This is a genomic window from Novosphingobium sp. 32-60-15, from assembly GCF_002280675.1.
Lineage (GTDB): Bacteria > Pseudomonadota > Alphaproteobacteria > Sphingomonadales > Sphingomonadaceae > Novosphingobium.
The window spans coordinates 166899-193184 of record NZ_NCEN01000004.1; the positions used below are offsets into that span (position 1 = coordinate 166899).

General features: G+C 57.2%; 29 protein-coding genes and 1 riboswitch. Of the genes, 17 read left to right on the forward strand and 12 right to left on the reverse strand.

Annotated features, from left to right (window positions below):
* Positions 1-3 precede the first annotated feature (3 nt).
* Positions 4-756: a sulfite exporter TauE/SafE family protein gene (locus tag B7Y89_RS04760; RefSeq protein WP_292936229.1), complete on the forward strand. Its 753-nt coding sequence runs from the start codon at positions 4-6 to the stop codon at positions 754-756.
* On the opposite strand, the gene B7Y89_RS04765 is transcribed toward B7Y89_RS04760, so the two are convergent.
* Positions 749-1264, reverse strand: coding sequence for a GNAT family N-acetyltransferase (locus tag B7Y89_RS04765; RefSeq protein WP_292936231.1), 516 nt, complete (start codon positions 1262-1264; stop codon positions 749-751). The genes B7Y89_RS04760 and B7Y89_RS04765 overlap by 8 nt on opposite strands.
* Before the next feature lie 163 nt (positions 1265-1427).
* Between B7Y89_RS04765 and B7Y89_RS04770 the strand changes: the two genes are divergently transcribed.
* Positions 1428-1733: an alkylphosphonate utilization protein gene (locus tag B7Y89_RS04770; RefSeq protein ID WP_292936519.1), complete on the forward strand. Its 306-nt coding sequence runs from the start codon at positions 1428-1430 to the stop codon at positions 1731-1733.
* A 170-nt stretch (positions 1734-1903) separates the two neighbouring features.
* Entirely contained in the window at positions 1904-2272 is a 369-nt protein-coding gene (locus tag B7Y89_RS04775; protein WP_292936233.1) for a hypothetical protein, read from the forward strand.
* Positions 2273-2434: 162 nt separating this feature from the next.
* On the opposite strand, the gene B7Y89_RS04780 is transcribed toward B7Y89_RS04775, so the two are convergent.
* Positions 2435-2659, reverse strand: coding sequence for a hypothetical protein (locus B7Y89_RS04780; RefSeq protein ID WP_292936235.1), 225 nt, complete (start codon positions 2657-2659; stop codon positions 2435-2437).
* Positions 2660-3024: 365 nt separating this feature from the next.
* Here B7Y89_RS04780 and B7Y89_RS04785 point away from each other — a divergent pair, with 365 nt between their 5' ends.
* Entirely contained in the window at positions 3025-3681 is a 657-nt protein-coding gene (locus tag B7Y89_RS04785) for a GGDEF domain-containing protein (RefSeq protein ID WP_292936237.1), read from the forward strand.
* A 3-nt stretch (positions 3682-3684) separates the two neighbouring features.
* Here B7Y89_RS04785 and B7Y89_RS04790 read toward each other — a convergent pair whose 3' ends face one another.
* Entirely contained in the window at positions 3685-4068 is a 384-nt protein-coding gene (locus B7Y89_RS04790; RefSeq protein WP_292936239.1) for a DUF4440 domain-containing protein, read from the reverse strand.
* A gap of 70 nt (positions 4069-4138) precedes the next feature.
* Positions 4139-4345 carry a cold-shock protein gene (locus tag B7Y89_RS04795; RefSeq protein ID WP_054108535.1) on the reverse strand — a complete coding sequence of 69 codons (207 nt, stop codon included), beginning with the start codon at positions 4343-4345 and terminating at the stop codon, positions 4139-4141.
* Positions 4346-4661: 316 nt separating this feature from the next.
* On the opposite strand from B7Y89_RS04795, the gene B7Y89_RS04800 reads away from it, so the two are divergent.
* Together B7Y89_RS04800 and B7Y89_RS04805 are read left to right on the forward strand one after the other, a co-directional pair.
* A complete protein-coding gene (locus B7Y89_RS04800; protein ID WP_292936245.1) occupies positions 4662-5129 on the forward strand; it encodes a YaiI/YqxD family protein in 468 nt (155 codons plus the stop codon).
* A 66-nt stretch (positions 5130-5195) separates the two neighbouring features.
* Positions 5196-5330: a hypothetical protein gene (locus B7Y89_RS04805; RefSeq protein ID WP_292936247.1), complete on the forward strand. Its 135-nt coding sequence runs from the start codon at positions 5196-5198 to the stop codon at positions 5328-5330.
* Between the two features lie 81 nt (positions 5331-5411).
* On the opposite strand, the gene B7Y89_RS04810 is transcribed toward B7Y89_RS04805, so the two are convergent.
* Positions 5412-5891: a hypothetical protein gene (locus B7Y89_RS04810; protein WP_292936249.1), complete on the reverse strand. Its 480-nt coding sequence runs from the start codon at positions 5889-5891 to the stop codon at positions 5412-5414.
* A 139-nt stretch (positions 5892-6030) separates the two neighbouring features.
* Between B7Y89_RS04810 and B7Y89_RS04815 the strand changes: the two genes are divergently transcribed.
* A complete protein-coding gene (locus B7Y89_RS04815) occupies positions 6031-6525 on the forward strand; it encodes a hypothetical protein (RefSeq protein WP_292936251.1) in 495 nt (164 codons plus the stop codon).
* On the opposite strand, the gene B7Y89_RS04820 is transcribed toward B7Y89_RS04815, so the two are convergent.
* From B7Y89_RS04820 to thiC, 4 genes are all read right to left on the reverse strand, one after another.
* A complete protein-coding gene (locus B7Y89_RS04820) occupies positions 6522-6911 on the reverse strand; it encodes a type II toxin-antitoxin system death-on-curing family toxin (RefSeq protein ID WP_292936253.1) in 390 nt (129 codons plus the stop codon). The two genes, B7Y89_RS04815 and B7Y89_RS04820, sit on opposite strands and share 4 nt — an antisense overlap.
* Positions 6912-6913: 2 nt before the next feature.
* Complete coding sequence (locus B7Y89_RS04825; RefSeq protein WP_292936255.1) at positions 6914-7141, reverse strand: AbrB/MazE/SpoVT family DNA-binding domain-containing protein; 228 nt, start codon at positions 7139-7141, stop codon at positions 6914-6916.
* Positions 7142-7262: 121 nt separating this feature from the next.
* Positions 7263-8645 carry a hypothetical protein gene (locus B7Y89_RS04830; protein WP_292936257.1) on the reverse strand — a complete coding sequence of 461 codons (1383 nt, stop codon included), beginning with the start codon at positions 8643-8645 and terminating at the stop codon, positions 7263-7265.
* A 375-nt stretch (positions 8646-9020) separates the two neighbouring features.
* Positions 9021-10916, reverse strand: coding sequence for a phosphomethylpyrimidine synthase ThiC (thiC, locus tag B7Y89_RS04835; RefSeq protein WP_292936259.1), 1896 nt, complete (start codon positions 10914-10916; stop codon positions 9021-9023).
* A gap of 33 nt (positions 10917-10949) precedes the next feature.
* A riboswitch (TPP riboswitch) is annotated at positions 10950-11057 on the reverse strand.
* Between the two features lie 171 nt (positions 11058-11228).
* Between thiC and crtY the strand changes: the two genes are divergently transcribed.
* The 6 genes from crtY (at position 11229) to B7Y89_RS04865 (ending at position 17155) form a co-directional block, all read left to right on the forward strand.
* Positions 11229-12425 (forward strand): lycopene beta-cyclase CrtY, encoded by a 1197-nt coding sequence (gene crtY, locus B7Y89_RS04840; protein ID WP_292936261.1) that lies wholly within the window; start codon positions 11229-11231, stop codon positions 12423-12425.
* Entirely contained in the window at positions 12422-13900 is a 1479-nt protein-coding gene (locus tag B7Y89_RS04845) for a phytoene desaturase (RefSeq protein ID WP_292936262.1), read from the forward strand. Before crtY ends, B7Y89_RS04845 begins: the two co-directional genes overlap by 4 nt.
* The gene (locus B7Y89_RS04850) at positions 13897-14478 is read left to right on the forward strand and encodes a TIGR00730 family Rossman fold protein (protein ID WP_292936264.1); all 582 of its coding nucleotides are present in this window, start codon (positions 13897-13899) and stop codon (positions 14476-14478) included. The genes B7Y89_RS04845 and B7Y89_RS04850 overlap by 4 nt, the downstream gene beginning before the upstream one ends.
* Before the next feature lie 21 nt (positions 14479-14499).
* The gene (locus B7Y89_RS04855; RefSeq protein ID WP_292936266.1) at positions 14500-15480 is read left to right on the forward strand and encodes a phytoene/squalene synthase family protein; all 981 of its coding nucleotides are present in this window, start codon (positions 14500-14502) and stop codon (positions 15478-15480) included.
* Positions 15481-15566: 86 nt separating this feature from the next.
* The gene (locus B7Y89_RS04860) at positions 15567-16409 is read left to right on the forward strand and encodes a cytochrome b/b6 domain-containing protein (RefSeq protein ID WP_292936520.1); all 843 of its coding nucleotides are present in this window, start codon (positions 15567-15569) and stop codon (positions 16407-16409) included.
* Positions 16406-17155 carry a molybdopterin-binding protein gene (locus tag B7Y89_RS04865; protein ID WP_292936268.1) on the forward strand — a complete coding sequence of 250 codons (750 nt, stop codon included), beginning with the start codon at positions 16406-16408 and terminating at the stop codon, positions 17153-17155. Before B7Y89_RS04860 ends, B7Y89_RS04865 begins: the two co-directional genes overlap by 4 nt.
* Before the next feature lie 16 nt (positions 17156-17171).
* Here B7Y89_RS04865 and gorA read toward each other — a convergent pair whose 3' ends face one another.
* Entirely contained in the window at positions 17172-18533 is a 1362-nt protein-coding gene (gene gorA / locus B7Y89_RS04870) for a glutathione-disulfide reductase (protein ID WP_292936270.1), read from the reverse strand.
* A gap of 79 nt (positions 18534-18612) precedes the next feature.
* On the reverse strand, positions 18613-20136 hold the full coding sequence (gene pgi, locus B7Y89_RS04875; RefSeq protein WP_292936272.1) for a glucose-6-phosphate isomerase: 1524 nt from the start codon (positions 20134-20136) through the stop codon (positions 18613-18615).
* 212 nt (positions 20137-20348) lie between these two features.
* Here pgi and lepB point away from each other — a divergent pair, with 212 nt between their 5' ends.
* The 4 genes from lepB to B7Y89_RS04895 are packed head-to-tail and all read left to right on the forward strand — an operon-like array spanning position 20349 to position 23596.
* Complete coding sequence (gene lepB / locus B7Y89_RS04880; RefSeq protein WP_292936522.1) at positions 20349-21155, forward strand: signal peptidase I; 807 nt, start codon at positions 20349-20351, stop codon at positions 21153-21155.
* 29 nt (positions 21156-21184) lie between these two features.
* Complete coding sequence (gene rnc, locus B7Y89_RS04885; protein ID WP_292936524.1) at positions 21185-21844, forward strand: ribonuclease III; 660 nt, start codon at positions 21185-21187, stop codon at positions 21842-21844.
* A 31-nt stretch (positions 21845-21875) separates the two neighbouring features.
* Complete coding sequence (gene era, locus B7Y89_RS04890; RefSeq protein ID WP_292936273.1) at positions 21876-22769, forward strand: GTPase Era; 894 nt, start codon at positions 21876-21878, stop codon at positions 22767-22769.
* On the forward strand, positions 22766-23596 hold the full coding sequence (locus B7Y89_RS04895) for an SGNH/GDSL hydrolase family protein (RefSeq protein WP_292936275.1): 831 nt from the start codon (positions 22766-22768) through the stop codon (positions 23594-23596). The genes era and B7Y89_RS04895 overlap by 4 nt, the downstream gene beginning before the upstream one ends.
* Positions 23597-23653: 57 nt before the next feature.
* Here B7Y89_RS04895 and topA read toward each other — a convergent pair whose 3' ends face one another.
* Positions 23654-26272, reverse strand: a complete 2619-nt coding sequence (topA, locus tag B7Y89_RS04900; RefSeq protein ID WP_292936277.1) for a type I DNA topoisomerase — start codon at positions 26270-26272, stop codon at positions 23654-23656.
* Positions 26273-26286: the final 14 nt, after the last annotated feature.

Here is a 26286-nt window from a genome sequence, read left to right on the forward strand (position 1 = left end):
TTCATGCTTTTATCAGATCCCGTTATTCTGAGTGCTTGTGCCTTCGCTGTCATCCTTGTGGGGATGGCAAAAGGCGGCTTTTCCGGACTTGGCGCCTTGGGCACGCCTGTTGCCGCTCTGGTATTGCCGCCAACAGTTGCGGCGGCGATCCTCTTGCCTATCCTGATTGTGCAAGATGTCGTCAGCGTCTGGTCATTCCGCCATTCGTGGGACAGATGGATCGTTGGCTGGATGCTTCCGGGCGCCATCATCGGCATCGGGATCGGCTGGGCGATAGCCGCCAGCGTTGATGAAAAAATCATGATGGCGGTGCTGGGTGCAATCACATTGCTGTTTGGCGTTTATCGGATGTGGGTGGAACGTGGAGGACGCGTGGTTGCCGCATCTACCTCGTCAGGCTGGGTGGGCAGCCTGTTTGGCGTGGCGACGGGCTTCACCAGCCAGATCGCCCATGCTGGGGGTCCGCCATTCCAGATGTGGGTCACGCCGCGAAAACTGCCGCATCTGAGGTATGCAGGTACCAACTCTATCCTGTTTGCCGCAATCAACTGGGTCAAAGTGCCAAGTTACATGGCGCTGGGCATCTTCACGCATGATGTGATGATCGCGGCTGCATTGCTTGTTCCGCTAGCGATAATTACCACCCTGATTTCGGTCCGTATTGTACGCGTGTTAAAGCCCGAACGCTTCTATACGATCATCTATGTGTTGATGGTCCTGCTGGGCGGAAAACTCATTTTGGATGCCGTTATTTAGCGAACGGCTTGCGCGCCATTGTCCAGAACTGCGGGCCGCCCCGCCCCACCGTCCAGTTTGATAGCACTTCAAAACCCAAGGCGCGATAAAGCCCGACATTGCTTTGGGTCGCGGTTTCCAACGCAGTGGGCAATCCGCCGGCATCGCTTTGGGCCAGCCCTGCACGGATTACCAGACCGCCCAACCCTTGCCCTTGCATGTCGGGCCGAACACCGGCCATCCGCAAATAGAACTGCTGCTCGCCCTTTGGCAAATGCAAGCCGATACATCTGTCCACCCGCTCTGCCCGCAGGACTGCAGTGCCCAGCATGCGAACAAACCCGATGGCGGTACCAGGCGTTAGCGCCGGATGTTCATGAACCGATCCCGGCGGCCTCCAGAGCGTTACAGCTTCGCAACCCGGCGTGCCAAGAACCATCCCGTGGCGCAAATGATCTGTAAACATCCAGTCGATCAAGGTTGGCAATCGCCGAGCTCGCACAACCGGATCGGGAAACATCCACGACATTGCAGGATCGGTAGCAAACGCTGCACTCAATGTATGGCAAGCCGCATCCCGATGCTGGGACCCGAGCGTTATGATGCGTTTATCCATGATCGCCCACATTCCGCTTTTGCTGGCCATTTCGGTCCGGCAATGCCACGGCCATTATCAAACAGGAGAACGCACAATGGCCAATGATGATGAATACGTCTATGACGACGAAAGCGGAGAATGGATGACTGCGTCCGAATTGCAAGCCAAGCAATCCGCTGCAAACGCCGTTGAAGTGCGCGATGCCGTGGGCAATCTGTTGGCAGATGGCGACCAGGTCACCCTGATCAAGGATCTTGATGTGAAGGGCGCGGGCCAGACCCTCAAGCAGGGTACGCTGATCAAATCGATCCGGCTGACCGGTCATCCGCAAGAAATTGATTGCAAATACCCCGGCATCAAAGGTCTGGTTTTGCGGGTAGAGTTTGTCCGAAAGCGCTGATTGCGGGCGGCTGCGAACGTCCGAATTCGTATGTGCAGCTACGTAATTTAGGGCACAAATTGGAAGATATTTTCGACAAGCAACTGTTTTTAAGGTGAAATATAAAAGCGATTGCAAGATGTGCAACTGCACTGTCCCTGATTACAATTGCCGCACTGCACCCGTCGTATATGCTGCAATGCAACAAGATAAGGGTGCTGAAGGCAATCTTTCCTTATCTACCAGGAGACATTGCCATGTTTAATTCTTCGTTTGCAATCACTGCCGCCGCTCTTCTTCTTGCCGCTCCTGCAGCCGTTGCTAACGCTGCCGAACCGGACGCTGGCAGCTTCACCTATCAAGGTGTGAAGTATGATTACACCGCCGAACAGCGCGGCGATGTAAAGGTTCTCAAGGGATCGGCTTATGCCGGCAAGGTGCCTTTTGAACTGCGCGTCAACAAGCGCACGGTTACGGGTCGTTTCAATGGCCGGCCAGTTTCGTTCGACGTCAAGGACGTGAAGCCAATCGCAAGCAAGGCTAGCGCGCTCGCTGATTGAAAGCGTAGCAATACGGGGCTGCCGCGTGAATTTGCGATGCGCAATCACAAGGTAAGTGCAAAACCCGTTAGCGGCATCAGCTTCGCGCTGAACCGGTAAGGATCAAGGGGCGCTCTGTAACAGGGCGCCCTTTTCCATTCGCCTTTGATCCATGAACGGTCCTTAGTGGCTGGTGCCGCCCATGACGCGAACATCGATACCGCTCCCCGGCTCGGCTGCTCCGTGTTTTTCAATGACTGCTTCACAACGCGCCTTTACGGCATTGTCGTCAAGTTCAGCCTCAAGCACATAACGGGCGATGATTTCGCCCTCACGCACGTCTGTTACGCAAATGTAACGGATGTGTGAATGGGATGCGAGTTCATCAAGATCGACACCATCGGCCAAGGTCCAAGACTTCCCGCCGTGTGATCGAATTGCTCTCTCACAATGGCGGCAGGTTGAGATTATTGCCCCATGCTCGTCGCGGCGTCTGGTCGCCGTCGGAACGTGTGAACGCGTGTACCAGCACTGCGTCATCGTATAGGATATGGCGGGCCTGATATGCATTCGATCAACGTTACATCTCATGGTAAATTTAGCATCAACCAATCCATCTGCAGCAATACTAGCGCCAATAATGCATATATTTAGCAGAGGCTTAACTTTCACACCGCTATAATCCCAAAATGGACGAGCCAGACCTACGCCGCACCCGCTTGCGACTGATTTGCACCGGGTTTTTGGTAACGCTTGCCTCACTTGCAGCCTCCATGGGGGCAACGCATCTATCGTTCGAACTGCTAGGCGCCGCTCGCTATTCCGTCTCGATGGTTTCAGCGGCAATCATACCGCTTGTGATTGCGCCTGTTGCCTATAGTTGGGTTGCCATTTTGACGATGCAACTGGAACGCAAGACCCGGTCAATGGAACGCTTGTCTCGCACTGACCCGCTTACCTCACTGCCCAATCGTCGGGCATTTATCGATAACTCGGAAAGATGGCTTCAGCAGGGTCCGCTTGCCATTGCGATGATCGACCTTGATCATTTCAAACAAATCAATGACCGGCTTGGCCATGCGGGTGGTGATCAGGCATTGATCCATGCAGCCAGTCTACTGCGCGATACCGCACCCGAAGGCGCCTTGATTGCGCGCCTTGGTGGGGAAGAGTTCGGGTTGATCTGCCCGCTTGACGGGACACCTGCGGATTTGGCCCATGAAGTATGGTTGCTCAAGCTTGATATGATGCGCCACCGGTTGAACAGCGTGCCCTTAATTATGCAAGGCCAAGCCTTGCACATTTCAGCAAGCTTCGGGTTTGCAATAATGATGCCGGGTGACTCGCTCGACAGTCTGTTAAAGCGGGCTGATGGGGCGATGTATCAAGCCAAGCAGGCTGGGCGAAACTGCGTGCGGATTGCTGCCTGACCCTTATCCCAGGGTGACGAAGATTTCGGCGACAAGCAGCCAGACACCGCTATTCTGACGCCATTTCGCGGCGTAGGTTTCAGAAGCTGCGGGCACACCCTCGCCATCAGCAAGGCCACGCCAGTGACCATGCTCCATCGCAATGGGCTCAACCGCAGAGGCGGTGATTGTGTCTGTTGTGCGGGTATAGACCATGCGCGGCTTTGCGGAAAATTCACGTTTCCACGCATGCAGTTGCGCTTTACGGCCAGACACGACGGCGCTGTCTGTGCCGGTTATCATGATGACATCTGGAGAAAGGAGCGCGCTGATCGCGGCGATGTCTGCAGCGGCAATGGCGCGGTTAAATTCTACGCGGCGCAACCGGATTGTGATTTCGGCAGTCATGCCAAGATCCGTCAAATGGTGCATATCCGGCGGCGAGCGATACGCTCAACCGCCGGAAATGCGTTATTAATCAAGCAGAAGCGAGATTAACTGCCGAAGCCTTGCCGTTACGGCCGGTTTCAACTTCATACGTCAAGCGCTGGTCACGCTCGAGCGTTGCCATGCCGGCTGCCTGAACGGCCGAGATGTGCACGAAGCTGTCAGTGCCGCCGTTGTCAGGCTGAATGAAGCCGTAGCCCTTGTCGGTGTTGAAGAATTTTACGGTGCCTACTGGCATGAGATGTTCCTTTCGAGAACGAAGGTTGCCCGGACACAAAAGCGCGTACGGGCCGTGCGTCAGATCGTCATTCGAAAGGAAGTCGTCGTCAAAAGCCGCTTTATCCGCACCGTAAAGTACGAAGAAACAGAGATTTTCTGCCGAAGTCCGTTGGAGTGTTCAACGTCAGCAGCGCGGCAATAGCACGGTGGTTGGGCTTTACCTAATCATTCCGAGGTGTTGGCATGGTGATGGGGGGGTAGAGGGGGTGTCTGGCTAGTGTATGGGGGGGACACGCCTGTGGCACATATCTGTTTAAGCCGCTAAGCGCGTGTGCATGAGCGATGCTGCCCCCCTCTCCCCGATCATCCTCGTCGATGGTGATGCATGTCCGGTAAAGGAGGAGATTTACAAAGTCGCCTATCGCCGGAATGTGCCGGTCACCGTCGTCAGCAATTCCCCCTTCCGCGTGCCTGTCCACCCCTTGGTGCGGCGCGTGGTGGTGAGCGATGGGTTTGACGCGGCGGACGATTGGATCGCCGATGCAGCCCATGTCAAAGCGGTGGTTATCACTGCCGACATTCTACTGGCGGATCGCTGCCTGAAGGTTGGCGCAAGTGTCCTTTCACCGGCGGGCAAGGCTTTCACCACCAGTTCCATCGGAAGGCAGATTGCGACGCGCGCGATCATGGCGGATCTTCGCGCAGGCGGTGATATTGTTGGCGGCCCTGCCCCGTTTTCCAAGACCGACCGTTCACGCTTTTTATCGGCGCTTGACGAGGCTCTGGGCCGCTTGGCGCGTTAGCGTTCGCTATTCAGGCGGGAAAGGCGTATCGGCGCACAGTGGGCAGTTGCCTGCCGGAGAACGATAATGGCGAAGAGCCAAAAGAAATCGAGCAAGGAAATCCGCAAACCCAAGGCGGAAAAACCCAAAAAACAGAACGCTTCCAACCCGACACAAAAGACCGGCGTAGTCGCAGGCCTTGATAACATGAAGAAGACCTGACTCGGCTCTCCGCGCTCAGGCAGTTGATTTTAAAAGGCCCTCCCCCGACCCCTCCCGTAAACGGGAGGGGAGTCATTAGGGTTAGCGGCAGCGGACGTTGTTGCGATTATTGCGGTTGTTGTTGCCGCTATCAATCGCACCACCGACAGCAGCGCCGCCGATGCCGCCAATGATTGCACCCAGCAATGTGCTATCGCCCGGGGCAATGATAGCGCCTGCTGCGGCGCCGCCGATGCCTCCGATGATCAAGCCGGTCGAGCCATCCGAGCGGCGGCAATAATAGCGATTGTCGCGACCGCGATAAACGCGATCATTTTCAGACAGTTGACGTTCGCGATAACGACCGTTGTTGCGGTAATAGCGGTCAGCCTCGTAGCGATTGCCATAGCGCGGGTCGGGGTTGTTGTAATCGTAACGGCCGTTTTGGGCATAGTAGCCCTGATCGTAATAACCCCATTCGCCCGCATTATTGGCATAGCCCGGGCCGCTGTAGCCGTTGCTGGTGCATGCGCCGGTAAGGGTTGCGGCAGCGAGGGCGGAAAGCATCAGGGCCTTGTTCATGGCGCCTACTCCATTGGTTGGGCGGGCGCGCGAATGACACCCGTTGTGTTAAGCGCAATGGATGGGGGGCGCAGGTGTTCCCGGCTGGTGACCAGAGGTTCTTGCAACTTGGCCGTGCAATGCGGTAACATCGCCCGCGATGAGCCTGATTTCGTTCCGATCCCGCCTGCGTGCTTTTCAGACAATGCGCTGCAATCCGCCCGATCCGGGGTTCATCGCCGATCTGGAATTTCTGGAAAATCGCGACCTTGATTTGTCCGTGCGGCTGGGCGCAATGCTCGGGTTCAATGCTTTGTTGATCACCATCGGCACCCACCCGATTTCGGCCAGCCCCGGCGCGCCGCTTTCAGTTGACGCGGCAACCCAAGCCGGACTGGTGCTTGCCAATGTGGCGGGTCTGGTGCCGCTGGTGGTATCTTGTTTCCTCGCCTTGCGCGCAATGCTGCTGGGCGAGGAATTTGACGCAGAGGGCCTTGAGGGCGACACCGCCCTGCGCCAACGCCTGTTCGCCAGCTTCGTCCATTCCATCGACGCCCAAGCCCGCCTGCTGCACCACGCCATTCGCTGGACTATCGCAGGCGGCGCGCTGACGCTGCTGGTGTGGGCGGCGATTTTGTTTGATAAGATGGTTTAGCGCGGGGCGGTGTGCTGGCGGAACCAGTCTGTGAGTTCGGCCTCTGTGAGTTCACCGGCTGCAAGGGCGACGAACGCGACGACGACTTCGGCATCGCTTGCGGTCAAATCATAGCCGTTGAGCATCAGGAAGGTTTCCGAGACGACGGCTGCGGTGCGCTTGTTGCCATCAACAAACGGATGGTTGCGCGCGATGCCATAGGCGTAAGCGGCGGCAAGTGCGGGGGCATCAGGGTCGCCATAGACGACAAGGTTCTGCGGACGCGCCAGCGCGCTGGCCATCAAACCCGCATCGCGCACGCCCTCACCCCCGCCGTGTTCGGCCAGTTGCTCGGCATGCGCCGCCTCTGCCACTGCTGGCAGCCCCCAAACCCAATCGCCGGCCATGATTACTTGGCGAGTTCGCGCAAGGCACGCTTGCGCCGCGCCATAACCTCACGCGCCGCCGCCATCTGCGCATCGAAGTCCGGCTCCGCCGTGGACAGTTCGATCCCGCGCGGGGTGAGCACGACAGACAGCGTCTCGCCCACTCCGGCGTTGAGATGGGCAAGCAGTTCCTTGGGCAGGATAATCCCGGCGGAATTGCCGACTTTGGTGATTTTGACGGATATGTTCATACGGGTGTTATAACGTAGAAAATTCTGCGGCGCAACGCTGTTCTGAATGTTTGGGACCAGTCGAGCGAACCATTACCCAACGCTGGAGAACTAAGTTCATATATTTCAATAATATAGCATGTTACCACATTGGCTTCTTCCAGCTTGCCCTTACGTGTCGGAAGCGGATAGGATCAACTTTCGGGCTGTAACCTACATCCCATTCGTCACCTTCTATCTGCCGACTAGAACGCAAAAGGTCCGAAACGTGGCCTAACGACGGACTCTGGAGGAGATCGCGCGATATATTGCGAAGCAAAGCTAACGACTTACTTCTGTTTGGAAACATAGAAGAGACACGATCTTTGACCGCTGATAGCTTAAAAGATCCACTCATGCCTATCAAATTTACCGATATTCCATAAGGATCTTCAGATCCCACAGCGTATTTGCGAAAAAAAATCCCGGACAGAATTTCATAATCTTTAAACAGAGAGCGCGAATTTTTCCTACCCTCTAGCATTTCCCCACTTTTAATAAGCCACTCTATCTCTCTCAACCTAATTCTCATCGCTTTCGCTTCGGGCGAGTTACGAACATCATTCACGAAATTCTTCGCTTCTCTAGGCGAACCTGCTTTCAATGTAGCCCACGCCGAGATGAGCGGGGTATTCACGCTAAACGCTGACTCGCCAATTAAGCTGTTAGAGCTACCCACTAGTTTCGATGTGGTATTCTGAAATTCGTTAAGTAGCGCTCGCCGTTGATCAGGCCCAATTTTGTTTAACTTATCCACAAAGAAACGGGCCAAATAATCATTTCGGATTGGATGACAAACAGCTACAGCATCAAGCTTCTCCGCGACTAGTGCGTAAAAAATAGACCGTAGGGATAACCAATTCAGACCTGCAGCAAACGCCTTTACATCACTTCCAATGACATGAGAATGATCTTCACTTAACCTACTTATCGTTTGAATTGGCCTTCCTTGAGAATCGAGAAGTCTTCTGCTCCAATCGGGGCTTTTTCCAGCATTCTTATTTTCACTTAGCTGATCAAATATCGCGGTCATCAACGGTGTATATTTTTCTAACTCGACACCTGTGTGATCTGACAACAAGCGTATGCGCAAAAAGAAATCACTAGATTGCATAATCCATGCAGGAGAAACATGAAGATCCAAATCCTTCAAAAAATTACCTATCTCATTATTTTCGACATCTCCAGCTTTTATACTTAGCATTGCGCCTTGCGAAAGAATTCTTGCTGCATCTACAAAATCATTATAGCTATTATTCTCAAATTTAATTGTGTCTAATTCTGAAAAATTTTTGGATCTTCGTTCAGAATGCTCTTCTTTATAGTCGTCTACACGAATTACATCATCATAGAATATAAGCGATGATAAGTAACTGTCGTATGCGGATAGATCACCTGACAAATCATAATTAGGCAAAACTGGTACTTCACCTATTACGCGTTCAACCGAAGATAGTGTCGAATTATCAATTATCGCATTCTTCATCGGCGAGCATTCCCATTAATTGAGTCTTGCTGCGTTCATTCAAGACTTTGATTATATCATTAATTTCGTTGAGGTGGAAGCCACCGCTTACCAGCCTCGTCATACTGAACTTGTTTCAGCATCCATCTCTCGCCACGAACCGCCGTGTGTGGGGATGGATGGACCCTGAAATGAATTCAGGGTGACGGGTTTTGGGGTGTTGTTTGGGCTGGGTTTGTGTTTGGTGATGGCCAACACCCCCAGCCCCCTCCTCTGAAGAGGAGGGGGCTTTTTGTTGTGGGTTGGGGCGCCCTGCCCACCCCGCTGCGAAAAAGACTTGCTGCGCAAGCCTAAGTCTCGCTCCCCTCCCGCAGGCGGGAGGGGTTGGCGTTGGCGTTAATCGTGTTCTCTGCCCCCTGCGCCGATGTAGAGCTCGCGGCCGCCTTCGTGGTACTTTTCGCTCATGGCTTTCATGCCTGCTTCGGCTTCTGCCTCGTTAGCAACTCCTTCAGCCGCAACGAAGGTTTCGATGCCGGCGTTCTGCTTGGCGGCGAATTCGCGGACTTCCTGGCTGATCTTCATCGAGCAGAACTTGGGGCCGCACATTGAGCAGAAGTGAGCGGTTTTGGCGCCTTCTGCGGGCAATGTCTGGTCGTGGTACTGTTCGGCGGTTTCGGGATCGAGCGACAGGTTGAACTGGTCGCGCCAGCGGAATTCGAAGCGGGCCTTGCTGAGCGCATCGTCGCGGACTTGCGCGGCGGGGTGGCCCTTGGCGAGATCGGCGGCGTGAGCGGCGAGCTTGTAGGTGATCACGCCGACTTTCACATCGTCGCGGTCAGGCAGGCCGAGGTGTTCCTTGGGTGTTACGTAACAGAGCATCGCGGTGCCGTACCAGCCGATTTGCGCCGCGCCGATGCCGCTGGTGATGTGATCGTAGCCCGGCGCGATGTCCGTTACCAACGGGCCCAAGGTGTAGAACGGGGCTTCGCCGCAGGCTTCGAGCTGCTTGGTCATGTTCTCCTTGATCTTGTGCATCGGCACATGGCCGGGGCCTTCGATCATGACCTGCACATCTTCGGCCCAGGCGCGCTTGGTGAGCTCGCCCAGCGTGTAGAGTTCGGCGAATTGCGCTTCGTCGTTGGCATCGTAGATCGAGCCGGGGCGCAGGCCGTCACCCAAGGAATAGGCGACGTCATAGGCCTTCATGATCTCGGTGATTTCATCGAAGCGTTCATAGAGGAACGATTCCTTGTGATGCGCAAGGCACCACTTGGCCATGATCGATCCGCCACGGCTGACGATGCCGGTCATCCGCTTGGCCGCAAGCGGGATGTACGGCAGGCGCACGCCTGCGTGAATGGTGAAGTAATCGACGCCCTGTTCGGCCTGTTCGATCAGGGTATCGCGGAACACTTCCCACGTCAGGTCTTCGGCAACGCCGCCGACCTTTTCGAGCGCCTGATAGATGGGCACGGTGCCGATGGGCACAGGGCTGTTACGGATGATCCATTCGCGGGTGTCGTGAATGTTGCGACCGGTGGACAAGTCCATCACGGTGTCTGCACCCCAACGGATCGACCACACCATCTTGTCGACTTCGTTCGCCACATCAGACGCGACGGCCGAGTTGCCGATGTTCGCGTTGATCTTGACGAGGAAGTTGCGGCCGATGGCCATCGGTTCTGATTCAGGGTGATTGATGTTGTTTGGGATGATCGCGCGGCCACGGGCGACTTCATCGCGGACGAATTCGGGCGTGACATAATCGGGGATCGATGCGCCCCAATCCTGCCCGTCGCGGATCAGCGCTTCCTTGGCTTGCTTGCGGCCAAGGTTTTCGCGGATGGCAACGTATTCCATTTCAGGCGTGATGATGCCTTTGCGGGCATAGTGCATCTGGCTGACATTGGCGCCTGCCTTGGCGCGCAAGGGGCGCTTGACCACGTTGGGGAATGCAGGGACGCCAGCCGAACGGTCAGGGCCTTTGAGGCCGTTGTCTTCCGGCTTGATCTCGCGCGCTTCGTAATCTTCCACATCGCCGCGCGCCATGATCCAGTCACGACGCAGCTGTGGCAGGCCGGTGGCGATGTCAATGGTGACGTTCGTGTCAGTAAACGGGCCGGACGTATCGTAAACCCGCACCGGAGGCTCGCCGCTGCTGGGTTCGAGGCTGATTTCGCGCATGGCGACGCGCACGTCAGGAAAGCGCAAGCTTTCCACATGGATTTTGCGGCTGCCACGGATCGGGCCGGTGGTGACCCCGATTTCGAGTTTGGAATTGATGTCGGCCATGCGCTCATCCTTCAATGGACGGAATGGGAGCGCGGGGTTTGGACCGGCCCTCCCTCCGCCCGTGCTAACGGGTTCAGGTTCGACGGGTCGGGCAGCGTGACCTGCCCCTCTCAGCCAACACTGGCTCCCCGGGGTGTGACGGGTTCTTACGCGCAGTCTGGCAGGGGGGCAACTGGCCATTGGACGGCTTTGAGAGATTCCTCCGTTGCGATGTGTGGTCGGTATTGTCCCCCTGCCCTTTCTAACGGGTGGGGGTGAGCCGTTGAAGGGCACGGTTGCACCCGCAATCGCATGCTCCTAAGCGCAGTAGGCATGACGGCACGGCAATGTGATATCGCGATCCTTGGTGGCGGCCTTGCGGGTGGACTCGTGGCCCTAGCGCTGCGCCGCGTGCGGCCTGATCTTACGCTTACGATTGTTGAACAAGGCACAGTTCTTGGCGGAAATCACGTTTGGTCGTTTTTCGGAACCGACGTGGGTAAAGCAGGGCGCGAATTGCTCGATGGACTGATTGTGGCGGCCTGGCCGGAATATTCGGTGATATTCCCCACATTTGAGCGACATTTGAAGACCAGTTACTATTCCATCACGTCGGAACGGTTTGACGCAAAGCTGCGGGCGGAACTGGGCGACGATGCGATCATCACAGGCGTGCGGGCCCTGGCCTGTAGTGCCAGTAACGTAACGCTCTCGGACGGGACTCGGATTGAAGCAGGTGCGGTGATTGATGCGCGCGGCCTGCGGAACATGGAGCATTTGACCGGGGGTTGGCAGAAGTTTGTCGGCCAGAAGTTGAAACTGACCACGCCGCACGGGCTGGCTTCGCCAATTGTTAAGGACGTGACGGTTGAACAGGCCGATGGCTACCGCTTCGTTTATTGCCTGCCGTTTGCACCTGACGAGATTTTCATCGAAGACACTTATTATGCCGACGATGCCAAGCTTGATATCGTAACGTTACGCAAGCGCATTGCCGAATATGCTGAAGCACGCGGATGGCACGTTGCCGAAGTATTGGCCGAAGAGCACGGTGTCCTTCCTGTGGTGGCTGGCGGCAACTTTGACGCTTTCTGGCGGTCAACCGGTGGCACCGTTGCGCGGGCCGGTGCGCGGGCCGGATTGTTTCAGGCGGTGACAAGCTATTCTCTGCCCGATGCAGTGCGCTATGCTTTGGCTTTGGCGCAACAGAGCGACCTCTCGGGTGCCGCGCTCGCTGCATTCTCGGAAGGCTGGGCGCGCCGCCACTGGCAGCGCGGCAAGTATTTGCGCGCACTTTCGGCCATGTTGTTTGCAGGGGCCAAACCTGCGCAGCGTCATCGCGTTTTGGAACGGTTCTATACCCTTGACCACCGCCTGATTGAGCGGTTTTATGCAGGGCGTATGACTGCTTTGGACAAGGCCCGGGTGCTTATCGGCAAACCGCCGATCCCCATCGTTACCGCGCTTGGTGTGCTGACCGGCCTCGGCAATAAGCCGCAACCCCTCTCGTTTGCAGGAAACCGCGCATGAAGCGTGCTTGTGTTATTGGCGCCGGATTCGGTGGCCTCGCCTTGGCCATCAGACTTCAATCGGGCGGGGTGCAAACCACGCTGATCGAAGCGCGCGACCGTCCCGGCGGGCGCGCTTACGTGTGGGAGAAGGACGGCTTCACATTTGATGCAGGGCCAACCGTGATCACCGATCCATCGTGCTTGCAGGAACTGTGGGCGCTCAAGGGCCATCGCATGGCCGATGATGTCGAACTGATGCCGGTTATGCCGTTTTACCGGCTCAACTGGGGCGATGGCACGAACTTCGATTATTCGAATGACGACGTCAGTCTGAAGGCAGAAATCGCCAAGCTGAACCCCGCCGATGTTGCAGGGTATGATGACTTCTTGGAATATTCCGCCGGTGTGCTGGAAGAAGGCTATGTGAAGCTGGGAGCGGTGCCGTTCCTTGATTTTGCCAGCATGATCAAGGCGGCCCCTTCCCTGATGCGCTATCAGGCGTGGCGTTCGGTCTATTCGATGGTGTCCAGCTTTGTGAAGAACGAAAAGCTGCGCGAGGCATTCAGCTTCCACAGCTTGCTGGTGGGCGGCAATCCGATGACCACCAGCGCGATCTATGCATTGATTCACAAGCTGGAAAAGAATGGTGGCGTGTGGTGGGCCAAGGGCGGCACCAATCAACTGATCAATGGCATGATGACGCATTTCCAGCGCCTTGGTGGTGAAGTGCGGATGGGTGATCCTGTTACGCACATTTCCACACTGGGCGCGCGGGTGACGGGCGTTGAGACAAAAAGCGGTTGGTCCGCGCAGTTCGATGCGGTGGCATCGAACGCAGACATCATGCATTCCTATCGTGATTTGATGCCCGACAACCAGCATGCCAAGCGGCGTGCAAAGTCGCTATCGAAGAAGCGCTATTCGCCAAGTTTGTTTGTCGTCCACTTTGGTGTCGAGGGCACGTGGCCGGGTATTCCGCACCATATGATCCTTTTCGGGCCGCGTTATAAGGGCTTGCTTGACGACATTTATAACCATGGCGTTCTGCCCGAAGATTTCTCGATCTATCTGCATCACCCGACCGTGACCGATCCTTCGGTTGCGCCCGAGGGCATGAGCACATTCTATGCGCTGGTTCCCGTGGCGAATATGGGCAAGCTGCCGGTCGATTGGGACGAGGTTGGCCCGATCCTTGAAAAGCGCATTCTGGACGAGGTTGGCCGCCGCCTGATCCCCGATATCCACAGCCGTATCGTAACGAAATTCAGCTATGCCCCAAGCGACTTCAAGGCAGACCTCTCGGCCCATATGGGCAGTGCATTCAGCCTTGAACCGCTGTTGACGCAGAGCGCGTATTTCCGCGCGCACAACCGCGATAATACCATCTCTAACTTCTATCTTGTTGGCGCAGGCACGCATCCAGGCGCGGGTATTCCCGGCGTTGTCGGGTCGGCCAAGGCCACAGCAGGGTTGATGCTGGAAGACCTTTCGTGAAACGCATTGCCGTCTATTGCGGATCTGCAACGCCCGCTGATGCCCGTTACGTAACATTGGCCCGCGAAATCGGGCAGGAATTGGCGCGGCGCGGGATTGGCGTGGTCTATGGTGGTGGACGGCTGGGCCTTATGGGCGCGGTTGCCTATGGCGCCTTGGATGCGGGCGGTGAAGTGATCGGCGTCATTCCCGAAGGCCTTGTCAACAGCGAGGTTGCCAATAACGACTGCACCGAACTGCAAGTCGTTTCAGGGATGCACGAACGCAAGAAGCGCTTCACCGATCTGTCCGATGGCTTCCTGACCATTCCGGGCGGTGTGGGCACGATGGATGAGCTGTGGGAAGCGGTAAGCTGGGCGCAACTGGGTTATCACGCCAAACCTGTGGGATTGCTCAACGCGTTTGGTTTCTTTGATCATTTGCTCGCGTTCAACCGCCACATGATTGAAGTGGGCTTTGTTCGTGAAGCGCATGCCGGGATTATCCTGGCCGAGGCGGACCTTGACGTATTATTGGCGCGGATGACGGCGCATGAGCCGCACGTGCCAATCTTCGCGATGAAGGCGGACGACCTCTAGGGTATGTTGCAAGAAACGACTTTGGATCGCCGTACTGCCCTCGTTAGTAACGCGCGCGCATCTATTCTGAAAGGCTCTAAGAGCTTTGCCGCGGCGAGCCATCTGTTTGATCGCGAAACGCGCGAGCGGGTGTGGTTGCTGTATGCATGGTGCCGCCGTTGCGACGACATAGTTGATGCACAGGACCACGGCGGCGCGCTGGGCGACCAGAGCGGGGCTGCAGAACGGTTAGAGATTGTGCGCACCAAGACCGCGCTGGCCTTTGCAGGGCAGGATGCTGGTGATCCCGCGTTTGATGCACTTGGGCTTGTGGCGCGCGAGACTGGCCTGACTTTGGACATGGCTGACGCGGTCATCGAAGGGTTTGCGCTGGATGCTGCTGATTGGCAGCCGCACTCCGAAGGTGACCTCATGCGCTATTGCTGGCATGTGGCGGGCGCTGTGGGTGTGATGATGGCGGTTGTCATGGGTGTTCATCCTGACGAAGTGGACACGCTCGACCGGGCCTGTGATCTGGGCATAGCGTTTCAATTGGCCAATATCGCGCGCGATATTGAAGAAGATGATGCAGCAGAGCGCTGTTACATACCCATCGATTGGCTGGTGGACGAAGATATTCCGCCGGGAGAACAATTGCGGCCAAGGTTCCGCGCGCAACTGACGCGGATTGTCGGCAAGATGTGCAAAATGGCCCATATTTACGAATGTTCAGCGCGGATTGGCGCAGCGCGGTTGAAGGGGCGGCAACGTTGGGCGATTCTGGCAGCGGCGGGAATCTATGGCGAAATTGCGCGTGAAGTGGCACGACGCGGTGACCATGCGTGGGATCACCGCACGGTCATCAGTAACGCGCGCAAATTCGGACATATCGGCAAGGCGGCTTGGGCAGCTTTGCGTCCTGTGCCGCTATCGTGCGTTGTGGCCGCAAGCGAGCGACCATTCTCACGGGCAGATCTGATCGCGCTATCCAGGCGCAAACCGGCAGCGGCGAGTTGGACGTGAAGGTGACAATGCCTTGCCGGGCTTGCACTTTGCGGTGAACGTGGCAGCTTGCGTTTCACATCACACCGGGAGAGACGGGCGTGGCCGTGATTGAAGCTACCGAGGCGCCGCACGACACAGAACAAGTCAATCCGCGAACGCTGGTTTATCGGACGCGCTTGCCGGTGCGGCTCTGGCACTGGATAAACGCTTTGAGCATCTTCGTTATGCTGATGAGCGGGGCTACGATATTTAACGCACATCCAAGGCTTTACTGGGGAGCCTATGGCGCGAATTTCGATGAACCGTGGCTGGTGATCGGAAGGCGCGGGCAAGAGGGTTTCCTGAACCTTGCAGGCCTTGAAATTCCGACGACGGGATTTTTGGGGTTCACCGAAAATTCGATCCGGGCGTTTCCGCCACTGGTGACGATACCCAATTACTACAGTCTGGCCGAAGGACGGCAGTGGCATTTCTTTTTTGCATGGGTGCTGGTGATTTCGGCGACCTTGTATTTGCTCTATTCGCTTTTTTCAAAGCACTTGTCCCGCGATCTCGCCTTGCAAGCGCATGAGCGCAAGCTGTCACACTTGTGGCAAGACCTTAAAAACCATGCACGCCTGCGCTTTCCCACGGGCGACGCTGCAAGGGCCTATAACCCGTTGCAGAAAATCGCTTATCTGGGCGTGATATTTGTGTTGATCCCGTTGGTGGTTCTTACGGGACTGACGATGTCGCCCATGCTCAACGCAGCATTTCCGTGGCTGCTCGACATTTTTGGCGGGCGGCAATCGGCCCGATCCATCCACTTTTTGTGCGCTGCTGGTTTTGGTGCATTTATCCTTGTTCACTTGCTGATGGTTGTCTTGGCAGGGCCGCTTAACGAATTGCGGTCGATGGTGACGGGCTGGTATCGCTTGCCCGCTGTTCGCGTGAAGGACCGGTCATGACCCTGATATCGCGCCGCGCTGCATTGGCCGGGGCCACAGGGTTGTTGGTGGCAGGGTGCGACAAGATCACAACTTCACCCACGGTCCGTAAAGTGCTGACTTTGGGTGAAAAGGCCACGTTGAGCAGCCAGAAATTGGTGACAGGTCCAAACACATTGGCTCCTGAATTCACCCGCGCGGACTTGTCACCCCGGTTCCGCGTCAATGGCAACCGGATGCCTGCATCGGCAGAATATGCCGCGCACATGACCAGCGGCTTTGTCGATTGGAAGCTGGTGATCGGCGGCCTTGTTGCCCGTCCTGTTGCGATGTCATTGGCGCAGTTGAAATCTGCACCGCAGCGGACACAGATCACCCGCCACGATTGTGTGGAAGGGTGGAGCGCGATTGGCGAATGGACAGGTGTGCCACTGGCGCTGTTACTGCGGCATGTGGGTGTTTCCGCGAACGCCAAATATGTCGTGTTTCATTGTGCCGACGATTTCTCGGGCACGCCGTTCTATGAAAGCATCGATATCGTCGAGGCGTTTCATCCGCAGACTATTCTTGCCCATACAATGAACCGCCAACCGCTATCGGTGGGGCATGGCGCGCCGATCCGGCTTCGTGCCGAACGCCAGCTTGGCTATAAGCAGGCTAAATATGTGCTGAAGATCGAGGCCGTTGCTTCGCTTGACGGGATTTATGGCGGCAAGGGTGGCTATTGGGAGGATCATTCCGGTTACCAATGGAACGCCGGAATCTGACCCTCCCTGCCCAGCTTTAACGCATCAGGACGAGTTCTTCGGCCATCGACGGGTGCAAGGCCACGGTTGCATCAAAATCATCCTTGGTCAGGCCTGCTTTGACGGCAATCGCAGCGGCTTGCAGGATTTCTGGTGAATCCGGGCCGATCATGTGAATTCCCAAGACCTTGTCCGTCGTCGCGTCGACGATCATCTTGTAAAGTCCACGTTCGGGGCGGTGACCAAAGATGTTTTTCATTGGGCGGAAGTCGGATGAATAGACCCGGATATTGCTGCCGAACGCGACACGTGCCTCGGCCTCGGTCAAGCCGACCCCCGCCAATGGCGGCTGTGAGAACACTGCGCTCGGGATGCAATCGTAATTGAGCGTGGTATCCTTGCCGCCGAAGATGCGGTCAGCAAAGGCTTGGCCTTCGCGGATTGCGACGGGGGTGAGTTGCACGCGATCCGTGACGTCTCCTACCGCGTAAATGCTGTCACAGGCGGTTCTGGCGGTATAGTCGACCGGAATTTCGCCACGTTCGCCCAGCGTAATCCCCACAGTTTCAAGGCCGAGGCCTTCTGTCTTGGGGCGACGGCCTGTGGCGACGAGCACGACATCGGCAATGATCGGATCAGGTTGGCCACCAAGGAAGACGTGGAAGGTGCCATCTTCCTGCTTTTCAACGCGCTCAAACGGGCAATTGAAGCGATACTGGATGCCGCGCGCCATGGTGATTTGCAGCAAACGGTCACGCAGCGATTCATCATAGCTACGAAGCACGGCTTCACTGCGGTTGACGACCGTTACGTTACTGCCGAGTGCGTTGAAAATGCCCGCGAATTCCATCGCAATATAGCCCGCGCCCGAAATGACCACGCGCTTGGGCAGGCTTTCCAGGTGGAACACTTCGTTTGAAGTGATGCAGTGTTCGCTGCCTTCGAATTCAGGCATGACCGGCCATGCACCAGTGGCAATCAGGATATATTTCGCGGTAATTTCGCGTCCGCTGTCAGCCAGTTTGACCGTGTTTGGTCCAGTAATCGTGGCGCGTTCAAGGAAGCGCTCAACCTTATTGTTTTCCAACGTGTTGGTGTAGGCGGTGTTGAGGCGGTCAACGTCCTTCAGCACCGCGTCACGTAACGTCGGCCAGTCGAACGACATCTTCTCGACCGTCCAGCCATAATTGGCGGCGTCCTGCAATTCTTCGGCGAAGTGTGAACCGTAAACCAGCAACTTCTTGGGCACGCAGCCACGGATCACGCAAGTGCCGCCGACGCGGAACTCTTCGGCCACAGCAACGCGAGCGCCGTGGCTTGATGCGATCCGGCTGGCGCGTACGCCGCCCGATCCGGCACCGATCACGAAAAGGTCGTAGTCGAATTCCTGCTCAGCCATAATGCGCTCCTGTACGATGTGCGCATATGGCCTCTGGTCCTTCGCAAGACCAGAGGCTTTGAGTGCAATTGTTTGCCTGTTATGCGCCGATGCCCGCGGCAGCCAGCAAGGCCTCGGTCGAAGGATCAAAGCCATCGCCGCCGCCAGATTCAATCTGTTTGGCAATAGCCTTGCCCAGTTCAACCCCGAACTGGTCAAACGGATTGATGCCGAGCATCGCTGCTGAAACGAAGGTGCGGTGTTCGTGGAAAGCGATCAGCGCGCCCAGTGTTGCGGGGTTCAATTCATCGCACAGGATCGTGGCTGAGGGGCGATCACCGGGATAGGCGCGCGCGCCATCTTCCGAGTTTTTGCCCGCCATCAGTGCAGCACCCTGGGCAAAGCAATTGGACAGCAGGATTTCGTGATGCGCAGGGTCAAGATCGTGGCCTTGTGCCTTGACTGCGAGGAAATCGACCGGGATCAGGTGTGTGCCTTGATGGAGCAACTGGAACACGGCGTGCTGTGCATCTGTGCCAACCCCGCCCCATGTGACAGGCGCGCTGGCGCGGTGAAGCGGAGTGCCGTCGGCATGAACACGCTTTCCGTTGGATTCCATTTCAAGCTGCTGAAGATAGCTAGGCAGCAACGCAAGACGTTCATCATAGGCAAACACCGCGCGGGTCTGGCAGCCACGCACTTGCGCGTAATAGAGATCGGCAAAGGCGGCGCGGACCACGACGTTTTCACCGATGTCTGCATCGATGAAGTGGCGGTCAATCGCGGCGGCGCCGTCAAGGAATTCGGCAAAGCCCTGCCAGCCAAGCGCAATCGCCACGGGAAAGCCGATGGAGGACCAGAGCGAATAGCGCCCGCCAACGGTTTCGGAAAATGGCAGAATGCGGGTTTCATCAACGCCCCATTCGACGGCCTTTTCAGGGGCTGCGGTGAGCGCAATGACGCGGCCATAAGGATCGGACACGCCACCTTCGCGCAGCCAATCGAGCGCGCTGAAAGCATTGGTGATGGTTTCGGTGGTGGTGAAGGTTTTGGAGGCAAGCGCGATCATCGTGGTGGCGGGATCGCAAGCCTTCATCGCCGCTTCCAGGGCGCAGCCATCGATATTTGATACGACATGGACTGCAACTTTGGCACCATTGCGGGTGAGCGCGTCAATTGCCAGGGCCGGGCCGAGAGCGGACCCGCCGATACCGATATGGATCAGGCTTTTGACATCACCCAATGCGCCATCGTGGATCGCATCGACCAGCATCTGCATGCGCGCGTGGAATTCTGCGGCCTCTTCAACGCTGGATGTTTTGCCGATGCCGCGCTGGGCGGTATGCTCTGCTGCTCGGTCTTCAGTGTTGTTGATCTTTTCGCCTTCAATCAGGGCGTTGCGCCGGCCTGCGAAGTCCATCGCGGCGGCAATTGCCGATAGTTGCGCTTCAACATCGGCGGACAAGTGGGTTTTTGACCAATCGAACCGGATCGGTCCACCGGGCAGATCCAGCACCGTTGCATAAGTGCCAAGCCGGGAAGTATCGACAAACAGCTCTTTCAAGGTGGGCCGTGGCAGGCTTTCGAGCGCTGTCCAAAGTGGTTCGGCTTGCTCAACGGTCATGTTCACACTCTTTCATCCGCAAATCGTTGACGGGGTTATGCCTGTCCGACAGGCCATCGCCAACCCGCCTGTTCATAGCCGCGTAAGGTTTAAATTCGTATTTCTTCGACTGTATTGGCTAAATAACACACTTGACGAAGGCCACGGCTGGCAACATGACCGCGATGATGAACGACACGCCCGACGCCTCACCAGACGCTTCACCACAGCCGATGGCCGCTGTTCCACCTGTGAAAAAGGAAAAGAAGGAAGACAGTTTTCCGGTCTTCCTGATCAAGCTGGTGCTGGTGGTGGCGATCTTTCGCAGTTTCATCTTTGCGCCGTTTAACATTCCGTCGGAATCGATGCTTCCACGATTGGAGAACGGCGATTATCTGTTGGCCGCAAAGTGGCCGTATGGGTTTAGCAAGTATTCGCTGCCGTTCAGCTTGCCGTTGATCCCCGGACGCATTCTGGCCAGCCAGCCTGAGCGCGGCGATGTTGCCATCTTCAAAGCGCCGCCTACCAATGATGTGGACTATATCAAGCGCGTAATCGGCCTGCCGGGCGATACTGTGCAAATGATTGGCGGGACTTTGCATTTGAACGGGCAAGCCGTGCCAAAGCAACGCGTTGAAGATTTCATTATCCCTGTCAGCCCGAACACCGATTGTCTCTCGCCAGAATTTGCCGTGACCGAAAAAGACGGTGCGCAGACCTGCCACTATCCCCAATATCGCGAGACGCTGCCGGGGGGACGCAGCTACAACGTGCTTGATCTGGGCTATCGCCCGCAGGACGACACCGCCCCGGTGGTGGTGCCTGAAGGCCAGTTGTTCATGATGGGCGACAATCGCGACAATTCGATGGACAGCCGCTTCCCCGCCATGGAAGGCGCGGGCATCGGATTGGTGCCGCAGGAAAACCTTGTGGGCCGTGCAACTGTGATGATGTGGTCGACTGACGGCAGTGCCAACTGGGTCTTGCCGTGGACCTGGTTCAGCGCGGCGCGCTGGGAGCGCATCGGGGGCACGTTCTGAGCGCGCTGTCTGCAGACGCTGCCGCCTATATTGCGGAATTGACCGGTGCGGCCCCTGCCCGCGCGGATCTGTGGGCTGATGCGTTGACGCATGGCTCCATGGGCGAAGCGCGCGATTATCAGCGGCTGGAGTTTCTGGGCGACCGTGTTTTGGGGCTGGTCATTGCTGACTGGCTGCACGAGAAAAGCGATGCTGCCGAAGGCAAGCTTTCGCAACGCCTGAATGCGCTGGTCAGCCGCGAGACGTGCGCAGATGTGGCGCGCATGATTGCCGTGCCCCAGCACATCCGCTTGGGCAAACAGGCGCGCGATGACGGCGGGGTGCAGAGCGACAATATTCTGGGCGACGTGATGGAAGCGCTGATTGGTGCGCTGTTCGTTGAACGCGGGTTTGAAGCCGCGCGCGATTTTGTGCGCAAGGTGTGGGACAAGCCGATGGCTTCGGGCACCGGCCAGCGCAAGCACCCCAAGGCGGCTCTGCAGGAATGGGCCGCTGGCAACCGCCGCAAGCCGCCCGTATATACGCTGGTCACCCGCGACGGGCCGGATCATTCGGCGACTTTTACGGTGTCGGTCGAAGTCAAAGGCGTAGGCGAGAGCACCGCGCGCGGATCAAGCAAGCAGGAAGCCGAAACGGCGGCTGCGCGTGCGTTCATGCAGGCTTATGCCAGACGGCCTTTTGGCCTATAGTCACCCGACTTAACGATAGAGATTTTCAAAGATGACTGAAAAATGTGGCCTTGTGGCTGTGCTGGGCGCGCCTAACGCCGGTAAATCGACCCTCGTCAATTCGCTGGTAGGGCAGAAAGTGGCGATTGTATCTGCCAAAGCGCAAACGACGCGCGCGCGGCTGATGGGGATTGCCTTGGCGGGCGAGACGCAGATCATTCTGGCCGATACGCCGGGCTTGTTTGAACCAAAACGTCGGCTTGACCGCGCGATGGTGAGCGCAGCCTGGGATGGCGCGCAGGAAGCTGACGCGATCCTGCTGGTGGTGGATGGCCGCAAGAAGAAGCGCGACTATCTGGACCCGATCATCGCCAGCCTGAAGGACCGGCCGGAACGCAAGATTCTGGTGCTGAACAAGGTTGATTCCACCGCCAAGGAACCGCTGTTGATCATGGCAGAGGCGCTGGTAGCTGATGCAGGATTTGACGAGGTGTTCTTTGTTTCGGCATTGACCGGTGACGGTGTGCCGGAATTGAAGCAGCGGCTGGCCGATCTTATGCCCGAAACGGCATGGCATTATCCGGCCGATCAGGTGTCAGATGCCAGCGAGCGGTTGATGGCAACGGAAATCACACGCGAACAGTTGTACCGCCAACTTCATGACGAGTTGCCTTATGACAGTGCAGTTCGGCCTGAAAAGTATATCCATCGCTCGGACGGATCGATCGAGATCCATCAGCAAATCGTGATTTCGCGCGAAAGCCAACGCCCGATTGTATTGGGCAAGGGCGGCACGAAGATCAAGGCGATTGGCGAGGCAGCGCGCAAGGAACTGGCCGAGATGCTGGAGACGAAAGTCCATTTGTTCCTGCATGTCAAAGTGGATGAGCGCTGGGCCGATGCCAAGGAAATTTACGAGGAAATCGGGCTGGAATGGGTGAAATGAGGTTATTTGGCGGGCTGGTAGGACTGGCGGCGACGCTGGTTTCTTCGTCCGCGTTGGGCAATCCTGCGCAATTGCCTGAAGGCGCGCGTTACGTTGCGATGGGCAGCTCGTTTGCGGCGGGTCCCGGTGTGGGGCCGAACACGCCGGACACACCCCAACGCTGTGGACGAGGCACGTTCAATTATCCCAACCTCGTCGCCGAACAGCTTAAGCTGAAACTGGTGGATGCCACGTGCAGCGGCGCCAAGACCGAACATGTACTGGGCCCGTGGAACGAAGTTGCGCCACAGATTGACAGCGTTGATGCCGATACGCGGTTGGTGACGGTCACAATCGGCGGCAATGATATCGCATTTGTCGGCAACATCTTTGCCGCGTTTTGCGAAAAAGCGGAAAAGCCCGAACCGCGATGCCGTCCTTGGAGTGCGCCTGCAGAAACAGATTGGCAGGCCGACGAGAAGCGGATGCGCGAAATCGTGCGTGGAATCAAATCGCGCGCTCCCAAGGCGCGCGTGGTGTTCGTGGATTACATCACCGTGTTGCCAGCCAAGGCAGGATGCGCCGAGGTGCCGATGTCGGCAGAACGGCTTGCCTATAGCCAGGGTGTAGCGAAACGTCTGGCAGCGATGACAGCGCAGGTTGCCCGCGAAGAAGGGGCAGAGGTTTTGAGGTTTTCAAAGCTTTCGAAAAACCACGCACCTTGTTCAAAAGCGCCTTGGAGCAACGGCGTAAACGCGCCCGCGGGAGATGGCATTCCCGTTCACCCCAACAAACTGGGCCATCAGGCTGCAGCAGACGCGCTGGTGAAGTTCCTGACCCGCCGATAAGCCCATCCAACCCGCTGCGACGACCGGAACGGCGTTCGCAGCGGGTTGGACTTGGCGCTATTCAGCTTCCGCTTTCGCCTTCTTCGCAGCAGGCTTTTTCGCCGCAGCCTTCTTGGCAGGCGCTTTTTTGGCTCGTGCCTTGTCGGTGGCAGTGGTCTTGGGGGCCGCCTTCTTGGGTGCAGCCTTCTTTTTGACAGCTTTCTTGCCCTTTGGCGGTCCTTTGGCTGCGCGTTCGTCGATCAGGACGATGGCTTCTTCAAGCGTCAGGTCTTCGGGCTTCTTGTCTTTAGGCAAAGTGGCGTTGGTGGTGCCGTCTGTGACGTAAGCGCCATAGCGGCCAGCCATGAGTTTGATTTCGCCGCCCGATGTGGGATGCGGACCAAAGGTGTTGAGCGGTTCGGCAGCAACGCGGGCGCCGCGTCCGCCACCGGCTGCAGCGGCCGCAAGCAACATGACAGCGGCATTCATGCCGGTTTCAAACACTTCAGCAGTGGCTTTCAGCCGCGCATATTTGCCATCATGGGCAAGATAGGGGCCATAGCGGCCAATGCTGGCGGTGATGGGATTGCCCGATTCGGGATGTTTGCCCACTTCGCGCGGCAGGCCGAGCAGCTTTAACGCCCATTCGAGATCGAGTTCGCCGATGTCCTTGGGAATAGAGGCCCGCTTGGCTTCCTTGCCATCGCCCAGTTGGACATAAGGCCCAAAGCGGCCGGTTTTGCGGCTGACATCAAGGCCCGTCACCGGATCTTTGCCCAGCACGCCATCATCATCGCCGCCTTCACCATCAGCGCCGCCGGGTTGGGCGAATTTGCGCGTGAATTTGCATTCGGGATAATTCGAACAGGCAACGAATGCACCATAGCGTCCACCGCGCAGGGACAAGCGGCCTTCTGCGCACTTGGGGCAGATGCGTGGATCAGTGCCGTCATCGCGTGGCGGGAACAGGTAATCGGACAGGAATTCATCAAGCTCGGCCATGACCTCGCTTGGCTTGTTCTCCATAACCTCATCGGACTTCGGTTTGAAATCGCGCCAGAAATCGGCGAGCACGATCTTCCATTCCGCACGTCCGCCCGAGACGTTGTCGAGTTCATCCTCCATCCCGGCAGTGAAGTCATAAGCGACATAGCGCGGGAAGAAGCGTTCGAGGAACGCGGTGAGCAACCGCCCCGATTCCTCGGCGAAGAAACGGTTCTTCTCGGTGCGAACGTAATTGCGGTCTTTCAACACCTGCAAGGTCGCGGCGTAAGTCGATGGGCGACCAATGCCGAGTTCTTCCAGACGCTTTACAAGGCTGGCTTCGGAATAGCGCGGTGGTGGCTGGGTGAAGTGCTGGGCTGCATCAACCCCGCGCTTGGCCGGGGTATCGCCCTTGTTCATCGCGGGCAGCAAGCCGCTTTCGTCGTCGTCGCCATCCTGCTTCTGGTCACGGCCTTCTTCGTAAACCGCGAGGAAGCCGGGGAACTTGATCACCTGGCCGGTGGCGCGCAATTCGTGCTTGCCGGTGCCGTCACGCAGGGTGATGGTGGTGCGTTCAATGTTGGCGGACGCCATCTGGCTGGCCATCGCGCGCTTGTAGACAAGGTCATAAAGCCGCGCTTCATCACCCGAACCATAGCGGTCCTTGGTGAAGTCTGTCGGGCGGATGGCCTCGTGCGCTTCCTGTGCGTTCTTGGCCTTGGTTTCGTAATGGCGCGGCTTTTCGGGCAGATAGTGCCCGTCATAACGGTCAGAGATGGCCTTGCGCGCTTCGGAAATGGCGCTTGGATCCATCTGCACACCATCGGTACGCATATAGGTGATGGCGCCTGCTTCATACAGCGTTTGCGCCACACGCATTGTATGGCTGGCCGAAAAGCCAAGCTTGCGCGCGGCTTCCTGTTGCAAGGTCGAGGTGGTGAACGGCGGATAGGGATTGCGGCGGGTGGGCTTGGTCTCAACCTCGTCCACGCGGAAAGTGGCGGATTCGACCAAAGCCTTGGCCTTCATCGCCGCGCCTTCATCGCCCAGCGTCAGCTTATCAAGCTTGTCGCCTTCGAAACGCACGAGGCGTGCCGAAAATTCGGTGCCGAGGTGTTCGAGTCGCGCGATGACCGACCAGTATTCCTGTGAACGGAATGCTTCGATTTCCCGTTCACGCTCTACAATCAGGCGCAGAGCGACCGATTGCACACGCCCTGCAGATTTGGCACCCGGAAGCTTACGCCACAAGACCGGCGAAAGCGTGAAGCCGAACAGGTAATCGAGGGCTCGGCGGGCGAGATAGGCGTCGATCAGATCCTGATCGAGTTCGCGCGGGCGCTTCATCGCGTCGGTCACGGTCTGCTTGGTGATCGCGTTGAAAGTGACGCGTTCAACTTCCTTTGGAAGGACCTTGCGCTTCTTCAGCAATTCTCTGACGTGCCACGAGATAGCCTCGCCTTCGCGGTCAGGGTCAGTCGCGAGGATCAGGCGGTCAGCGGTTTTGGCGGCATCGGTAATGGCCTTCACGCGCGAGGTTTTGTCGCCGTACAATTCCCAGTCCATCGCGAAATCTTCGTCCGGACGGACAGAGCCATCCTTGGGCGGCAGATCGCGGATATGGCCATAAGAGGCGAGGACCTTATAGCCTGGGCCGAGATACTTCTCGATGGTCTTGGCCTTGGCCGGAGATTCTACAATGACAAGCTGCATGACGGTTTAAAGCA

What these genes read in the sequence shown, in the direction of transcription:
- B7Y89_RS04785 (WP_292936237.1), top strand. Translation starts at nt 3,025, where the DNA reads ATGGGGGCAACGCATCTATCGTTCGAACTGCTAGGCGCCGCTCGCTAT.
- B7Y89_RS04805 (WP_292936247.1), top strand. Translation starts at nt 5,196, where the DNA reads ATGGCGAAGAGCCAAAAGAAATCGAGCAAGGAAATCCGCAAACCCAAG.
- B7Y89_RS04825 (WP_292936255.1), bottom strand. Translation starts at nt 7,141, where the DNA reads ATGAACATATCCGTCAAAATCACCAAAGTCGGCAATTCCGCCGGGATT.
- B7Y89_RS04770 (WP_292936519.1), top strand. Translation starts at nt 1,428, where the DNA reads ATGGCCAATGATGATGAATACGTCTATGACGACGAAAGCGGAGAATGG.
- B7Y89_RS04790 (WP_292936239.1), bottom strand. Translation starts at nt 4,068, where the DNA reads ATGACTGCCGAAATCACAATCCGGTTGCGCCGCGTAGAATTTAACCGC.
- B7Y89_RS04865 (WP_292936268.1), top strand. Translation starts at nt 16,406, where the DNA reads ATGACCCTGATATCGCGCCGCGCTGCATTGGCCGGGGCCACAGGGTTG.
- B7Y89_RS04760 (WP_292936229.1), top strand. Translation starts at nt 4, where the DNA reads ATGCTTTTATCAGATCCCGTTATTCTGAGTGCTTGTGCCTTCGCTGTC.
- crtY (WP_292936261.1), top strand. Translation starts at nt 11,229, where the DNA reads ATGACGGCACGGCAATGTGATATCGCGATCCTTGGTGGCGGCCTTGCG.
- gorA (WP_292936270.1), bottom strand. Translation starts at nt 18,533, where the DNA reads ATGGCTGAGCAGGAATTCGACTACGACCTTTTCGTGATCGGTGCCGGA.
- B7Y89_RS04895 (WP_292936275.1), top strand. Translation starts at nt 22,766, where the DNA reads ATGAGGTTATTTGGCGGGCTGGTAGGACTGGCGGCGACGCTGGTTTCT.
- B7Y89_RS04845 (WP_292936262.1), top strand. Translation starts at nt 12,422, where the DNA reads ATGAAGCGTGCTTGTGTTATTGGCGCCGGATTCGGTGGCCTCGCCTTG.
- B7Y89_RS04795 (WP_054108535.1), bottom strand. Translation starts at nt 4,345, where the DNA reads ATGCCAGTAGGCACCGTAAAATTCTTCAACACCGACAAGGGCTACGGC.
- lepB (WP_292936522.1), top strand. Translation starts at nt 20,349, where the DNA reads ATGGCCGCTGTTCCACCTGTGAAAAAGGAAAAGAAGGAAGACAGTTTT.
- pgi (WP_292936272.1), bottom strand. Translation starts at nt 20,136, where the DNA reads ATGACCGTTGAGCAAGCCGAACCACTTTGGACAGCGCTCGAAAGCCTG.
- topA (WP_292936277.1), bottom strand. Translation starts at nt 26,272, where the DNA reads ATGCAGCTTGTCATTGTAGAATCTCCGGCCAAGGCCAAGACCATCGAG.
- thiC (WP_292936259.1), bottom strand. Translation starts at nt 10,916, where the DNA reads ATGGCCGACATCAATTCCAAACTCGAAATCGGGGTCACCACCGGCCCG.
- B7Y89_RS04810 (WP_292936249.1), bottom strand. Translation starts at nt 5,891, where the DNA reads ATGAACAAGGCCCTGATGCTTTCCGCCCTCGCTGCCGCAACCCTTACC.
- B7Y89_RS04830 (WP_292936257.1), bottom strand. Translation starts at nt 8,645, where the DNA reads ATGAAGAATGCGATAATTGATAATTCGACACTATCTTCGGTTGAACGC.
- B7Y89_RS04765 (WP_292936231.1), bottom strand. Translation starts at nt 1,264, where the DNA reads ATGTCGTGGATGTTTCCCGATCCGGTTGTGCGAGCTCGGCGATTGCCA.
- B7Y89_RS04775 (WP_292936233.1), top strand. Translation starts at nt 1,904, where the DNA reads ATGCTGCAATGCAACAAGATAAGGGTGCTGAAGGCAATCTTTCCTTAT.
- B7Y89_RS04800 (WP_292936245.1), top strand. Translation starts at nt 4,662, where the DNA reads ATGAGCGATGCTGCCCCCCTCTCCCCGATCATCCTCGTCGATGGTGAT.
- era (WP_292936273.1), top strand. Translation starts at nt 21,876, where the DNA reads ATGACTGAAAAATGTGGCCTTGTGGCTGTGCTGGGCGCGCCTAACGCC.
- B7Y89_RS04815 (WP_292936251.1), top strand. Translation starts at nt 6,031, where the DNA reads ATGAGCCTGATTTCGTTCCGATCCCGCCTGCGTGCTTTTCAGACAATG.
- B7Y89_RS04820 (WP_292936253.1), bottom strand. Translation starts at nt 6,911, where the DNA reads ATGGCCGGCGATTGGGTTTGGGGGCTGCCAGCAGTGGCAGAGGCGGCG.